At 73.0% G+C, this 13,505-nt stretch carries 9 protein-coding genes and 1 pseudogene; 5 read left to right on the forward strand and 5 right to left on the reverse strand.

Annotated elements, in window-relative coordinates; translation table 11 throughout:
- The first annotated feature begins 180 nt into the window (after nt 1-180).
- On the forward strand, nt 181-1,812 hold the full coding sequence (gene rseP, locus OV079_RS18415) for an RIP metalloprotease RseP (RefSeq protein WP_267770118.1): 1,632 nt from the start codon (nt 181-183) through the stop codon (nt 1,810-1,812).
- On the forward strand, nt 1,812-2,552 hold the full coding sequence (gene tsaB, locus OV079_RS18420; protein ID WP_267770119.1) for a tRNA (adenosine(37)-N6)-threonylcarbamoyltransferase complex dimerization subunit type 1 TsaB: 741 nt from the start codon (nt 1,812-1,814) through the stop codon (nt 2,550-2,552). The genes rseP and tsaB overlap by 1 nt, the downstream gene beginning before the upstream one ends.
- A gap of 304 nt (nt 2,553-2,856) precedes the next feature.
- On the opposite strand, the gene OV079_RS18425 is transcribed toward tsaB, so the two are convergent.
- On the reverse strand, nt 2,857-3,702 hold the full coding sequence (locus OV079_RS18425; protein ID WP_267770120.1) for a hypothetical protein: 846 nt from the start codon (nt 3,700-3,702) through the stop codon (nt 2,857-2,859).
- Between the two features lie 572 nt (nt 3,703-4,274).
- Entirely contained in the window at nt 4,275-5,510 is a 1,236-nt protein-coding gene (locus OV079_RS18430; protein WP_267770121.1) for a CCA tRNA nucleotidyltransferase, read from the reverse strand.
- A gap of 63 nt (nt 5,511-5,573) precedes the next feature.
- Between OV079_RS18430 and OV079_RS18435 the strand changes: the two genes are divergently transcribed.
- Nucleotides 5,574-5,963, forward strand: coding sequence for a hypothetical protein (locus OV079_RS18435; RefSeq protein WP_267770123.1), 390 nt, complete (start codon nt 5,574-5,576; stop codon nt 5,961-5,963).
- Between the two features lie 6 nt (nt 5,964-5,969).
- Here the strand turns inward: OV079_RS18435 and OV079_RS18445 are convergent.
- The 3 genes and pseudogenes from OV079_RS18445 to OV079_RS18455 all read right to left on the reverse strand — a co-directional run bounded on the left by OV079_RS18445 (nt 5,970) and on the right by OV079_RS18455 (nt 11,245).
- Nucleotides 5,970-7,576, reverse strand: a pseudogene (locus OV079_RS18445) (DNA polymerase).
- On the reverse strand, nt 7,573-8,748 hold the full coding sequence (locus OV079_RS18450; protein WP_267770124.1) for a 5'-3' exonuclease: 1,176 nt from the start codon (nt 8,746-8,748) through the stop codon (nt 7,573-7,575). The pseudogene OV079_RS18445 and the gene OV079_RS18450 overlap by 4 nt, the downstream one beginning before the upstream one ends.
- Nucleotides 8,749-9,100: 352 nt before the next feature.
- Nucleotides 9,101-11,245 (reverse strand): bifunctional serine/threonine-protein kinase/formylglycine-generating enzyme family protein, encoded by a 2,145-nt coding sequence (locus tag OV079_RS18455; RefSeq protein ID WP_267770126.1) that lies wholly within the window; start codon nt 11,243-11,245, stop codon nt 9,101-9,103.
- A 477-nt stretch (nt 11,246-11,722) separates the two neighbouring features.
- On the opposite strand from OV079_RS18455, the gene OV079_RS18460 reads away from it, so the two are divergent.
- Nucleotides 11,723-13,261 (forward strand): hypothetical protein, encoded by a 1,539-nt coding sequence (locus OV079_RS18460; protein ID WP_267770127.1) that lies wholly within the window; start codon nt 11,723-11,725, stop codon nt 13,259-13,261.
- Entirely contained in the window at nt 13,213-13,455 is a 243-nt protein-coding gene (locus OV079_RS18465) for a hypothetical protein (protein ID WP_267770128.1), read from the forward strand. The genes OV079_RS18460 and OV079_RS18465 overlap by 49 nt, the downstream gene beginning before the upstream one ends.
- Nucleotides 13,456-13,505: the final 50 nt, after the last annotated feature.

The following is a 13,505-nucleotide window of genomic DNA, read 5'->3' on the forward strand; positions in this document are numbered from 1 at the left end:
GTGGCGAAAACGGCCGGGTCCGTGCGACCCCAGCGCCCCCGCACGACCTGTGAGGCGCATCACTCCTCTTGCGCTCGGCCAGAGGCCCCGGGTCGAGTATCCACAGTCAGCCATGTCCGGGACGGAGGCAGCCGGGCGCGACCGCGCCAGTACCCGCGAGCGACGCCGCGGAGGCGGTCGATGACGCAATTTCTGGCGTTCATCCTCCTGATCGGCCCGCTGATCTTCGTGCATGAGCTCGGCCACCTGCTGGCCGCCAAGCTGGTCGACGTCAAGGTGGTCCGCTTCTCGCTCGGCTTCGGTCCGGCGTTGGCGCGGATCCAGCTCGGTGAGACCGAGTACCGGATCGCTCCGATCCCGCTCGGCGGCTACGTGACGCTGCTCGGCCAGTCCCCCGACGAACCACTGGCGCCGCACGAGGCGCACCGAGCTCTGCGGAACAGGCCGTTGTGGGCCCGCTACCTGGTCCTCGGCGCCGGACCGCTGTTCAACCTGATCCTGCCGCTGCTGCTCTACTTCACGTTCTACCTCGGGCACACGGTGATCGCGCCGCCGGTGATCGGCACCGTGCTCGACGACTCGGCCGCCGCCACCAGCGAGCTGCACTCCGGCGACCGCATCGTCGCCATCGACGGCACCGACATCCACTCGTGGGGCGAGATGCAGGACCACGTGCGGGCGGCGCCCGACCGCGAGGTCAAGCTGCAGATCGAGCGCGACGGGGTCCGCTTCGACCGCTTCGTCACGCCGCGCCGCAGCGTGGTCAAGAACGCCGTCGACGAGCCCGAGGCGCGCGGCATGCTGGGCGTGTTCCCGTGGGTCTACGCGCCGCAGATCGGCATCGTCGACACCCACTCGCCGGCGCACGAGCAAGGCCTGCAGACCGGCGACATCATCACCTCGATCAACGGCGAGCCGATCGAGACGGTCGAGGACCTCGAGCGCGAGCTGACGCGCCAGGGCACGGCGCTGCTGCGCCTGACGTACCTGCGCGCGGTGCCGGTGCGCGGCGAGCTCGGCACGTACTGGTGGTACGCGTCGCACCACGCCCGCCTGCTGCCGCGCCACGAGGGCGGCGCGAGCACGGGCCTGTTGCCGGCCAACACGTTCGTCCGCACGGTCGCGTCCGGTTCGCCGGCGGCCCGGGCGGGGCTCGCCCCGGGCGATCGGGTGCTCGCGGTCGACGAGCGGCCGGTCACGCGCTGGGAGACGGTCGCGGTGATGCTCGACCGTCAGGGCACCAAGCCGATCGACCTGCGCGTGCAGTCGCCCGGCGAGGCGCCGCGCACGGTCCGCGTGGAGCAGGAGATCCGCACCCACCGCGGGATCTACAAGCAAGAGCGCAGCTACCTGTTCTTCGGGGCCGAGCCGTACGCCAAGCGCGAGGTGCCGCCGCCCGAGCCGATCCGCGGGCGAGTGACCTACGCCGTGCGCTCGGCCGTCGACGAGACGCTGTCGATGCTCGGCATGATGTGGACGAGCCTGCGGCAGATGGTGACGCTCGAGCGCGGCGTCGACGAGCTCAGCTCGGTGGTCGGGATCTTCAACGTCGCCGGCACCGCGGCCGAGCAAGGCCCCGGGCAGTTCCTGCTGCTGATGGCGCTGCTCAGCATCAACCTCGGCTTCGTCAACCTGCTGCCGATCCCGATCCTCGACGGCGGGCACCTGATGTTCTTCACGCTCGAGGCGCTGCGCCGCCGGCCGCTGGGCCAGCGCGCGCGCGAGGTCGCCAGCGCGATCGGCCTCGTGATCATCCTGGTGCTGCTGCTGATCGCCCTGCGCAACGACATCACCCGCTTCTGGATGGACTGATGGCGACCTGGCTCCTCGCGCTCGACACCTCGACGCCGCGGACCGCCCTGGCGCTCGGCCGCATCGATCGCGCGACCGGTTCGGCGCAGCCGGTGGCCGAGGCGACGCACGACGATCGCGGGCGACCGGCCTCGGCCGAGCTGACCGCGCGGATCTCGGCGCTGCTGGCCGCGGCCGGCGTCGCGCCGCGCGAGCTCGGGTCGATCGCCTGCGGCCTCGGGCCCGGGATGTTCACCGGCAGCCGCGTCGCCCTCGCCACCGCCAAGGGGCTGGCGCTCGGCCTCGACTGCCCGCTGTTCGGCCTCAGCACCCTGGCGATCGTCGCCGGGGCCGAGCGCGTCCGCGGGCCGGTGCTGGCCCTGCTCGACGCCCGTCGCGGCGACGTCTACGCCGCGGCGTTCCGCCTCGGCGACGACGGGCCCGAGCGCCTGGCCGAAGATCGCTGCTGTCCCTTGGAGCAGGTGCTCGCCGAGTTGCCGGCCGAGTTCGTCGCCGAGGCCCGCGCGGTCGGTCCCGGAGTGGCCGCGGTCGCCTCCGCCCTGCCGGCCGAGCTGCGCGCGCGCTCGCTGGCGGTCCCCGGCGCCGATGGACCCGGACTGTGGGCCGCCGCCGCCCGCGCGGCCCTGCATGAGGCGCCTGCCGACGTCGCCACGGTCGACGCGGTCTACCTGCGCGCCAGCTACGCCGAGCTCGGGCTCAACACGCCCAAGCGGCCGCCGTACCGCTCGCCGTTCGTGTGATTCGGTCCTCGGGACATGTTCTCGAGGGCATGTTCTATCAGGCATGCCTCGAAGGACATGTTCGAGAAGGCAGGTGGGCGGGCGTGACGCGTCGAGCCGACCATCTCGGAGTGCGAGCCTGCGGTGCGAGCTCGGCGGCAGCATCCCTCGCCGTGCCAGGCGCTCACCGCGGCTTGGCGGCGCATTGCGGCAGCGCAGGCTTTCGCCGCAGGACGCACCGAGGCCGCGACCGCCGAGCGCGGCGGTGTCTTCCACCGACTGGAACGCCACCGAGAGGCCGCGAGCGCGGCGGCGCCTTCCGCCGCTAGAACGCGACCGAGAGGCCGCGGCCGCCGAGCGCGAGGGCGGCGGCGCGGCGACGCTTGTCGCCGATGATGAGCATCGGCATGCCGACGGTGAACGCAGCGGCGCCGGTGACGATGCTGAGCGCGGCCGAGGCGTCGCGCTCGCGTCCGGCCATCCCGACGCCGAGCCCGACCACCAGCAGGCCGCCGGCCATCAACGCGACGCCGAGGTTGGTCCACAGCTTGCCGCGCTTGCCCGAGCGCGGCGGGATGGCCGGCACGTACGGGCTGTCCAGCGGGGCGGCGCGGGCCAGCGCGCCGGGCTCGAGGAACCGGTCGCCGAGGACATGTCCTTCGGGATAGGTCACGACCGTGCTGAGCGCGACGGAGGCTGGGATCGCGGCGGTCGGGTTGGTGCAGATCGCCCCGGCCTCGCGCAGGCGGGCGTCGATGCGGGACCGGGCCCCGCGCAGCACGGCGACGGCCGCGGGCGTGAGCACGTCGGCCGACTCGAGCAGGCGCGCGTGCCGGACCACGCGGAGGTCGGCAGCGCACAGCAGGTCGGTGCGCGGCGGATCGAGGGCCTGGGCGACGGCCGCCGCGTTGACGCCCTTCTCGAGCGGCACGTGGGCGCTGCCGAGGAACCGCTGCGGCGCGGCGCTGCCGGTGAGGCGGTCGTGGGCGCGGAAGTAGAAGTCTGCCGCGCCGGCGTGGTCCCCCTCGGCCGCGCGCTGGTCGGCGTAGCCGGTCAGGTTGTCGCTCCACAGGACGCTTTCGCTGACCGGGCCCTCGGCCGGCTTGGCGGCGACGGAACCGGCGCTCAGCGCCACCACGAGCCCACAGGCGACCGCCCGGACACCGCGCATGGTTCCCAGCGTAACCCCGGCGAGCGGGACGCGCCAGCCCGCGCACCCGGCGACGAGGCCTCGCATGCGACTCCGGCCGTCGAGGCGAGGAGTCAGGACGCCGAAGCGCCGCGAAGAACGAGTTGCCTCCGCATCACGACGACAAAGACCGCGGAGGTGCGTCGCACTCGCGCTCGCGTATCCGACCTCGCGGGCACCGCCAGCCCGGAATGTCGCTCGAGCCCTCGAGTTCCGCAGCGCTCGCGCTCGCGTGCCCGACCTCGCGGCGGCGCCGCCGGCCGAACACGTGGCCCGAGCTCTCGAATCCGCGTCGCGCTCGCGCACGCGTGGCCACCTGGCGGGCGCCGCCACCAGCTCGACATGTCGCTCGAGCGCCTTGTCCTCTCCGAGACCCCGCGCGCGCTCGCTCTCAAGACCGACGCGTTTTAGCCCTGGCCTGCCGCTGCTGGCGAGCTCATCAGCGCCGGTTCGCGCAGAACATGCCCCTCGAGACACATGAAGCGCATACACGCCTGGGCGATCAGGCATGAACACGCTGCGCCTGTCCCGAGGGACAGATGCTTCGCGCTCGCTCAGCCGCGCAGGTGCGCCAGCAGCTGCTCGGCGGTGTTGCGGCGCGGATCCTCGAGCACCCAGTCGAGCAGGTCGGCCAGCGTCTTGCCGAGCTTCGGGCCCGGGGTGGCCAGGCCTTCGCGGACCAGGTCGTCGCCGCCGATCGCCAGCTCGCCGACGGCCAGCGGTGCGCCACGGATGGCTTCCTCGATCGTGACCTTCTGGGCCCACTCGCCCGCGTGCAGGGCAGCCGCGTCGGCGGCGTACTTGCGCCCCACCTTGGCGAGGACGCGGCGGATCTCCAGCGGGTCGCGCGAGTGCCCCAGCGGCCCCAGCGCGGGATTCGTCAGCGCGAGGACCCGCGCGCGCTCGTCCCGGCTCGGGCGCAGGTTGTCGATCACCCTCTCGATCACGGCCTTGTCGCCGCGCAGCGGCCACAGCAGCCGCGCCAGGCGGATCACCGGGTCGCGCGGCAGGCGGTCGACGTGCTCGATCGCGGCGTACTGCGCCTCACGCTCGAGCGGGGCGAGGACGCGCGACCAGATGCCGGTCTCGGCCATCGGCAGGAGGCCGAGGATCGGCCGCGCGGCCGCCAGCAGCTTGAACAGCTCGACGTGGACGCGCTCGCGGCTGACCTTGTCGAGGACGTCGAGCGCGCCGCCGATGGCCGCCGCGGTGTCGAGGTCGAGCCTGTACTCGAGGACAGCACACAGACGGACCGCGCGCATGGCCCGGAGGCCGTCCTCCTGGAAGCGCTGGGCCGGGTCGCCGACGGCGCGGATGAGCCCACGGCCGAGGTCGCCGAGGCCGTCGAAGCAGTCGGTGAAGATCTCGCGGATGGGGTTCCAGGCGAACGCGTTGATGGTGAAGTCGCGGCGCGCGAGGTCTTCGCGGAGGTCGCGGAGGAACCGGACCTCGGCCGGCCGACGCCCGTCCTCGTAGCGGCCCTCGCCGCGAAAAGTCGTGACCTCGGCGTGGACCCGGTTGTCGCCGCGGCCATGGACGACGGTCACCGTGCCGTGGGCGACGCCGGTCGGGATCGTCTTCTTGAACAGCGCCTGGACTTCTTCAGGGGTGGCGCTGCTGGCGAGGTCCCAGTCGCCGTGAAGCCGGCCGAGGAGCACGTCGCGGACGGCGCCGCCGACCAGCACGGCCTCGTGTCCGGCGTCGTGGAGGATCTGGGCGATCTCGCGGAGCGCGGCCGGGATCGGCGCGGCGCGCAGCAGGGCCGCCGCCTGCGAGGGCGTGGGGTTCATGCGATCGACGGTATCACTCGCGCGGCCGGGTTCGCACGCCGAGTGCTATGGTTGACCCTGGCCATGGACTTCCCCATCCGGATCACGCCCCTGCTCCGACCCCTGCTGTTTCCGCTCCGGGCCTCGGGGGAACGAGCGGCGGTGCATGTGGGGGGCGGACACGTCGAGGTGGAGTTCGGAGTGCTGTTCCGCGGCAGCTTCGCGCTCGAGCAGATCGAGCACGTGAGCCGCTCGACCTGGCCGTGGTGGAGCGGCCTCGGTCTGCGGATCGGCGCCCGCGGTCGCGTCGGTCTCATCGGCTCGCTCGAAGGGGTGGTCTGCATCCACTTCAATCGGCCCCAGCGCGTTCGCGCGCCGTTCCCCTGGCGATGTCGCGAGCTGTACCTCTCGCTCCACGACCCCGACGGCTTCATCGCCACGGTGGAGGCCGCAGCCCACATGGCTGCGGCCTGACGCGCCTCAGCCTTTGCACGCAGCCCAGCTCGGGCCGTGCCCCGACTCGACTTGCAGAGGCACCTGAAGCTTGTCGCCCGCGGCGCCCTCCATCAGCGGACGCGCGAGGGCGATGAGCTCGTCGACGCGGCCGGCCTCGCACTCGAAGATGAGCTCGTCGTGGACGGTCAGCAGCATCTGCGCCCACGGCTTGTCGGCCAGCGCGGCGTCGACGGCGATCATGGCCCGCTTCATGATGTCGGCGGCGCTGCCCTGGATCGGCGTGTTGCGGGCGATCCGCTCGCCGTAGGAGCGCGCGGCCCCCTTGCGCGCGAGCTCGGGATCCGCCGCCTGCGGCCGAAGATGGTCTCGGCGTAGCCGCGCGCGCTGGCGAGGTCGATGAGCTCCTCCATGTAGCGCGACACGCCGGGGATCTTCTCGAAGTAGACCTTGATGTAGCTGCCGGCCTTGCCGCGCGGGATGCCGAGCTGGCGCGCGAGACCGAACGCCGACTGGCCGTAGATGACGCCGAAGTTGACGGCCTTGGCGATCCGCCGCTGATCGGCGGTGACGTCCTGCTCGGCGACGCCGAACACCTCGGCCGCGGTGCGCCGGTGGACGTCGACGCCGTCGTGGAAGGACGACACCAGGTTCTTGTCGCCCGAGAGGTGGGCCAGGATCCGCAGCTCGATCTGCGAGTAGTCGAGCGCGACCAGCTCCTTGCCCGGCGGAGCGACGAAGGCCTCGCGGATCTGCCGGCCGACCTCGCTGCGGATCGGGATGTTCTGCAGGTTGGGGTCCTTGCTCGACAGACGCCCGGTCTGCGCCACCGCCTGGCGGAAGTTGGTGTGCAGGCGCCCGGTGACCGGATTGATCTCCTGCGGCAGCGAGTCGAGGTAGGTGCCCTTCAGCTTGGTGAGGCCGCGGTACTCGAGGATGAGGCCGACCACCGGGTGATAGGCGGCGAGCTCCTCGAGCACCGCGGCGTCGGTCGAGAAGCCGGTCTTGGTCTTGCGCCCGGCCTCGAGGCCGAGGTCCTCGAACAGCAGCTTCTGCAGCTGCGTGGGCGAGTCGGGGTTGAGGTCGTAGCCGGCGTGCTCGGCGATCTGCGCCCGCAGTTTCGCGATGTCGGCGCCCATGACCTCGCCCTGCTTGGCCAGGACGCCGGCGTCGACGCGCACGCCCGTCTCCTCGATGCGCTGCAGCACGCGCGCCAGCGGCATCTCCATCTCGTCGAACAGCGAGCGCAGCGCGCTCGACTCCTCGAGCTGCGGGCGCAGGTGGGCACCTGTCTTCAAGGCCAGCTCGGCGCGCTCGCAGGCGTAGAGCGTGGTGCGGTCGACCGGGGCGCGGGTGAAGGTGACCGCCTTCTTGCCCTTGCCGAGCACGTCCTCCTGGACGCCCGCGGTGTAGGCGAACAGGTCCTTGGCCAGCTCGGCGAGGTTGTGGGACGCGCGCGCGGGGTCGAGGGTGTACGAGGCGAGCTTGGGGTCCATCCCCAGCGGCCCGAGCTCGACGCCGTGGCGGCGCAGCACGATCGCCTGGAACTTCGACCCCTGGGCGACCAGCGGCAGGGCGCCGGTGGTCAGCCGGCGCAGCTGGGCGCTGATGATGTCCTTCGGGACATGTTTCACCAGCAAGGCGTCGCCCTCGTGCGCGACCGGGACGTAAGCCGGCGCCGGGGCCCCTCGCCGCCGGGCGCGAGGGCCACGCCGACCAGCGCGGCGCGCATCGAGTCGGCGATGTCGACGACGATCTGCAGCGCGAGGCTGCTGCTCTTCGCCAGCGTCTCGTCGACGTAGGCGACCAGCTCGGCCTCGCTGCCGAGAGTGCGGTAGCGCGACTTGTCGAGGGTGAGCGGGGCGCCGGGGCGCAGCTCGAGCGGGCCCTCGGGCGGCTTGTGCTCGATGGCCTTGCTCTTGAGGCCGAGCAGGCTCTTGAACCCCAGCGGGGCGAAGAACGCCTCCATCGTGGCCTGGTCGCTGCCGTGGTCGGCGAGCTCGTCGAGCGGGCGCGGCAGCGGGACGTCGCAGCGCAGCTGCACGAGCTGCCGGCTGAGGCGCGCGTTGGCGGCGTGCTCCTGCAGGGCCTCGCGCCGCTTGGCCTGCTTGATGCTGGCGGCGCCGCTGAGCAGGCCCTCGAGATCGCCGAACTCCTCGAGCAGCTGCGCGGCGGTCTTGGGGCCGATGCCGGGCACGCCGGGGACGTTGTCGGAGCTGTCGCCGGTGAGCGCGAGCAGGTCGACGAGCTTGGTCGGCGGCACGCCCCACTTCTCGACGACCTCGGCCGGGCCGATCAGCTTCGACTTCATCGAGTCCCACATGAGGATCGGCTTGCGCTCGCCGTCGCCGGCGTCGATGAGCTGCATGAGGTCCTTGTCGGTCGAGAGGATGACGACCGAACGCCCGGCCTTCTGCGCGGCCTGGGCGTAGCAGCCGATGATGTCGTCGGCCTCGACCCCGGGGACCTCGATCACCGGCAGGCCCAGCGCAGCAGTCGCCTGGCGGACCAGCGGGATCTGCGGCACCAGATCCTCGGGCATCGGCGGGCGGTGCGCCTTGTAGGCCGGGTACAGCTCGGTGCGGAAGCTCTTCTCGCTGTGGTCGAACACGGCGATGAAGACCTCGGGCTGGAACTCCTTCCGCATGGCCTGGATCATGCGGACGAACCCGTGCACGGCGTTGATCGGCACGCCCCCGGGCGCGCTCAGGCTCGGCATGGCATGGAAGGCGCGGAAGATGAAGTTGTTGCCGTCGATGAGGAAGACGCTGCCAGGGCCGCCTTGAGGACGCGCGTTTGTGCTCACGCTGCGGGTTCTACCACAAGCGAGCGGCGGGTCGACCCGGTCCCGGCGCTCGCAGCGGCCCGCGGCGCCCGGGCCGATCTGCGCCTGCGCACGTCGTGGTCCTGCCCGCCGAGGCGCGCCGGCTAGGCTGTCTTTCGGGACAGATGAGCGGCGACCTCGGCCGCGCGCAACATGAAAGGATCCGGGCTCGCTGCGGAGGTGCCGGCCGCGTCGCGACGGCCCGCGCTCGTCGAGCGAGGCGCCGCGGTCCACATGTCCCTCCGGACATGTAAAGCGCGTGGAATCGGGCGTACGACATGGCCCGAAGGACAGGTTGACATGACCTGTCCCGCGGGACATGTGATGACGGCCGTCAGCGCGGGTCGGCGGCGCAGCGGAAGCCGATGCCGTGGGTGTGCGCGTCGGCGTCGTTGGGGAAGCGCAGCGCCGGGTCGGTGTGCTCGGGCTCGGAGCTGTTGAAGGCGCCGCCGCGGATCACCCGGTTGTTGCCGGGCATCGGCGGGGCCGGCTCGCCCTCGGCGGTCGGGTAGCGCTCGAAGCGGTCCGCCGTCCACTCGAACACGTTGCCGACGAGATCGAACAGGCCGTTCTCGGTCTTGCCGCCGGGGAAGCTGCCGACCGGGGCGGTGCCGACGAACTTGTCGTCGGCGGGGTACATCGGCTCGACCGGCGGCAGGCCCTTCTGCTTGCGCCACGCCACGCACTCGGTGCCGCAGGCGTTGAGGTGCTCGGGGCTCGGGGCGCCGTCGCCCCACGGGAACACGCGGCCGTCGGAGCCGCGAGCGGCGAACTCGAACTCGGCCTCGCTCGGCAGGCGCCCGCCGTGGACGCGGCAGTACTCGTCGGCCTGGGCCCAGGTGACGCAGTTGATCGGGTGCTGCTTGCGCTCCTCGTTGCCGGCGTTGCAAAGGGTCGAGTAGGCGGCCTTGGCCTTGTCCCAGTCGGCCCGCTTGCTCGCGCCCTGCGGCCAGAAGGCGTCGCGGTAGGCCCGCTTGCACTCGCCCTTGTCCGAGCAGGCCTCGTACTTCTCGGTCGTGACCTCGTAGATGTCGATGCAGAACGGCCGGATCTCGACCTTGTGCAGCGGCCGCGCCAGCGCCAGCACCGGCTTCTCCGACTCGGTGCCCATGAAGAAGTTCTTGCCGGTGACGAAGGCCATGCCGTCGGGGCACGAGGTCGGCGGCTTGGGCGGCTCGACCTTCGCCTCGGGCTTGGGCTCCTCGACGACCTTCTTGGCCTCGACCGGCGGCTGCTCGGGCGGCTTCTCGGCCTCGCCGCCGCCGCGGGTGGCCACGAACACGCCGGCGCCGACGGCCACGAGGGCGCCGACGATCGCCGCGATCGCGCCGGCGGCCATCGGCTTGACCGTGGGCGCGGGCGGGGTGACGACGGTGGCCGGGACCGGCGGCGAGGCCGGGGTCGGCGGCGCCGACATCGTCTGGACCGGCTGCTGCGCCAGCAGCTCGCCGGAGCGGCGCGTCTTGAGCCCGCCGCCCTGGCCGTCGGGCACGACGGTCTGACCGAGGGCGGTCTCGCCGGCCTGGATCGCCGGGTACTCCTTGAGCTCGAGCGCGGCGGCGAGGCCGGTCCAGAACTCGCCCATGTTGGCGTAGCGGTCGACGACCTTGACCGCCAGCGCCTTCTGGAACACGGCCTCGACGGCGTCGCTGATGGTGATGCCGAAGGTCCGCGGGGTCGGGCGCCGCTGGGTGTTCTGGGTCGCGAACGCGAACTGGATGAACTGCTCGCCCTCGAGGGCCGGCAGGCCGCCGCGCATGATCTCGACCAGCACGAGCGCCATCTGATGGACGTCGGTCCACGGCCCGGTGGCGCCGTAGCTGCGGTCGAACTGCTCGGGCGCGCCGTAGGTCGGGGTGAAGCTCGAGATCTGCGTGCCGGTGGCCTGCATCGCCGTGCGGGCCTGGCTCTGCATGACCTTGGCGATGCCGAAGTCGAGGACCTTGATGACGACGCCGGGCGCGAGCGTGTCGCCGAGGACGAAGAAGTTGGCCGGCTTGATGTCGCGGTGGGCGACGCCGCGGCCGTGGGCCAGCGCGAGGGCGCGGGCGCAGCCGTCCATGAGGTTGAAGGTCTCGAGGGCGCTGCGCTCCTGCGAGCGCGGCTTGCCGTCGTCGTGGCCGATCCACGACTCGAGCGGACGGCCGTCGAGCCACTCGAGCACCATGTACGGCAGCCACACGCCGCCGGGGGTGGTGAGCGTGCCGATGTCCCGCGCCTGGACGATGCCGGTGGTCCGGCTCGACAGCGCGGTCAGCAGCTTGCCCTCGCGGACGAACGCCTCGAGCAGCTCCTCGCGCATCTCGACCGGGGCGTTCGACAGCGCCGTGAAGCACTTGACCGCCACCGGCTCGTCCCAGATCCGGTGGTTGGCCCGGTAGACGATGCCGAAGCCGCCCTCCCCGACCACGCGCTCGATGAAGTACTTGTCGGCGACGAGGGTGCCGACGAGCCCGAATCGGTCGACCGCCTCAGCCATGGCGGCTCTCCTTACGGACACGGGTGCGGTCTGGATCGAGCGCAGGCATGGGCATGATCAGCGGCGCGATTGTACGCCAGCGTCGCGCGGCGCGCACCGCGACGGTTGTCGCGGCAGCCAGCCCTTTTTGCCCTCCGCCGCCCGGACTCGTAGGGTCCGCCAATGTCCGCCCGTCCGTCGCTGTTCGTCTGCGCCGCCCTGCTCGCGGCCCTGATCGCGCCACCGGCCTCCGCCAGCGCTGCCACGACGGCGACGCGCGGATCCACACAGAGGCCGGCGACGGCCGCCGCCGGGCGCCAGCAGGCGAACCCGGCCCGGTCGGCGGCGACGAGCCCGGGGCCGGGCCGGCCGAGCGCGACGGCGGCGAAGCCGACCGCCCCGGCCGTAGCTGGCCGTCAGGACATGGCGAAAAAGCCAGGTAACTCGCCGGCCGCGACGCATGTGCGATCGGGCACGACGACCCCGGCTAGGCCGAATGTGACGCCGCAGTCACGCCGGCCCGACGCGGTCGACGGAGGCGGACCGGCGAGCAAGCGCGCCGACGTGATCGACGGCCGCGACGCGGCGGCGGTCCGCGAGCTTTACCGGCGCAAGCCAGCCCGCGGGGCCGACCGGACAGCGACGAACACCGCCCGCCCGACCGCCGTGGAGCCGAGCCGGCCCGCCGCGACCGCGACTCGCGGGGCGACCCGCGCCGCCGCGACGAACCCCCCCGAGACGACCACGGCCCGCGGGATGAGCCGGCCGGAGTCCCGGGCGGAGGCCCGCGGCACGCCGAGCGAGGCGGACCGCGGCAGCAAGAAGATCGACGCGGCGCAGTCCGGTCGCCAGACCCCGGCCGTGGTCACACGCGAGCCGATCCCCGCGCCCACGAGGCGCAAGCCGGAGGTCGAAGAGACCCCGGCGGCGGCGCAGGTAGCTGACTCTTCCGACATGGTGAAAAAGACCGGTCCGAAGAAACAGCGCCGAAAGGCCAGCCAGGACGACGACGAGGTGGTGGCCGCGGCGACCGGTCCGCGGCCGACGGCGGCCAGCAGCTGCGCGGCGGGCCTGGGCGCCGCGCCGGCGCTGCAGTTCGACCGCACGCGCGCGAGCCTGCGCGAGTTCTCGTGGGCCGACATGGCCTACTTCTTCGAGACCGCCGCCGACGAGGCCGAGCCCGAGCCGCGGCAGGTGGGCCGCGAGGGCGTGCTGCCGGCCGACGAGGCGATCCGCCTGGCCGGGCTGCCGCGGCGACCGCTCGCGGCGGCGGCCCAGGCCCAGGCGGTCGATCTGCTGACCGAGCGCGAGCTGGTGCGCATCGACAAGGCGCTCGCGGGCGCCAGCCCGGCCGCGATCGCCACCCTGCTGCGGGCCGACTCGCCGACCCTGCGAGCGCACGTGTGGACCTGGTTGGCGACCACGCCCGCGGGCGCCTGCACTCTGGTCAAGCTCGACGGCCGCGAGGTCGAGGCGGCGATCCGCGACCGCAGCGTGGCGGTCGAGCACGGCGAAGACCTGGTGTTCCGCCCGCTCGGCGACTACGCGCTGCAGGCTCGCTCGCGCCTGGCGGCCGCCGATCCGCAGGCCTACGACAACCTGCTGCGCTCGCTGGCGGCGGACACGGGTCTCGACCCGCGGGTGCGGGCGGTGATCGCCGGCCTGCGCGTGCGCCGAGGCCACGCCGACTCGATCGAGGCCGGACTGCGCGACCCGGTGGCCGCCATCCGCGGAGCCACTGCTGCCGCGGCGATCGACCGCGACCGCCCGCGCTACGAGGGCCGCGTGCTCGACCACGCGGCCGACGACCCGGCCGATCTGGTGACGGAGCTGATCGTCGGCGAGCTGCTCGGCGGACCCGATGGGACGCCGCAGGGCGAGCTGGCGCAGCGCCGCGACGAGCGGGTGATGGCGGCGCTGGCCCGCTGGAAGGGCCGCGGCGATCCGATGGCCCCCTGCCCGTCCCCAGCCAGCCGCTGCGCTTCCCCGTGCAGAAGAAGATGGAGGCCGCGCCCGCGCCCGCGCCCGCGCCGATGATCGCGGCGACGCCGGTCGAGCCCGCGACGCCGGTCGAGACGCCCGCGCCCGCGCCGGTCAAGACCGTCGAGGAGCCGATCGAGGCGCCGCGCCCGCTGGCGCACACGCCGGCCCGCCGCGAGCCCGAGGCCGCGAGCGGGCCGCAGCTGCCGAGCGTGCTCGACGACCCGACCGGGACCTCGCTCCGGCCCTGAGCTTTCGGACATGCTCTCGAGGCCATGCTCTTCGGAGCATGGCCTTTCGC

Origin of the sequence: Nannocystis pusilla (genome assembly GCF_026626665.1) — a bacterium.
GTDB classification, from domain to species: Bacteria; Myxococcota_A; Polyangia; order Nannocystales; family Nannocystaceae; genus Nannocystis; species Nannocystis pusilla.

Bases quoted from the DNA above. Each gene is read 5' to 3' on its own strand.
- rseP (WP_267770118.1), top strand. From the start codon at position 181: ATGACGCAATTTCTGGCGTTCATCCTCCTGATCGGCCCGCTGATCTTC.
- tsaB (WP_267770119.1), top strand. From the start codon at position 1,812: ATGGCGACCTGGCTCCTCGCGCTCGACACCTCGACGCCGCGGACCGCC.
- OV079_RS18425 (WP_267770120.1), bottom strand. From the start codon at position 3,702: ATGCGCGGTGTCCGGGCGGTCGCCTGTGGGCTCGTGGTGGCGCTGAGC.
- OV079_RS18430 (WP_267770121.1), bottom strand. From the start codon at position 5,510: ATGAACCCCACGCCCTCGCAGGCGGCGGCCCTGCTGCGCGCCGCGCCG.
- OV079_RS18435 (WP_267770123.1), top strand. From the start codon at position 5,574: ATGGACTTCCCCATCCGGATCACGCCCCTGCTCCGACCCCTGCTGTTT.
- OV079_RS18455 (WP_267770126.1), bottom strand. From the start codon at position 11,245: ATGGCTGAGGCGGTCGACCGATTCGGGCTCGTCGGCACCCTCGTCGCC.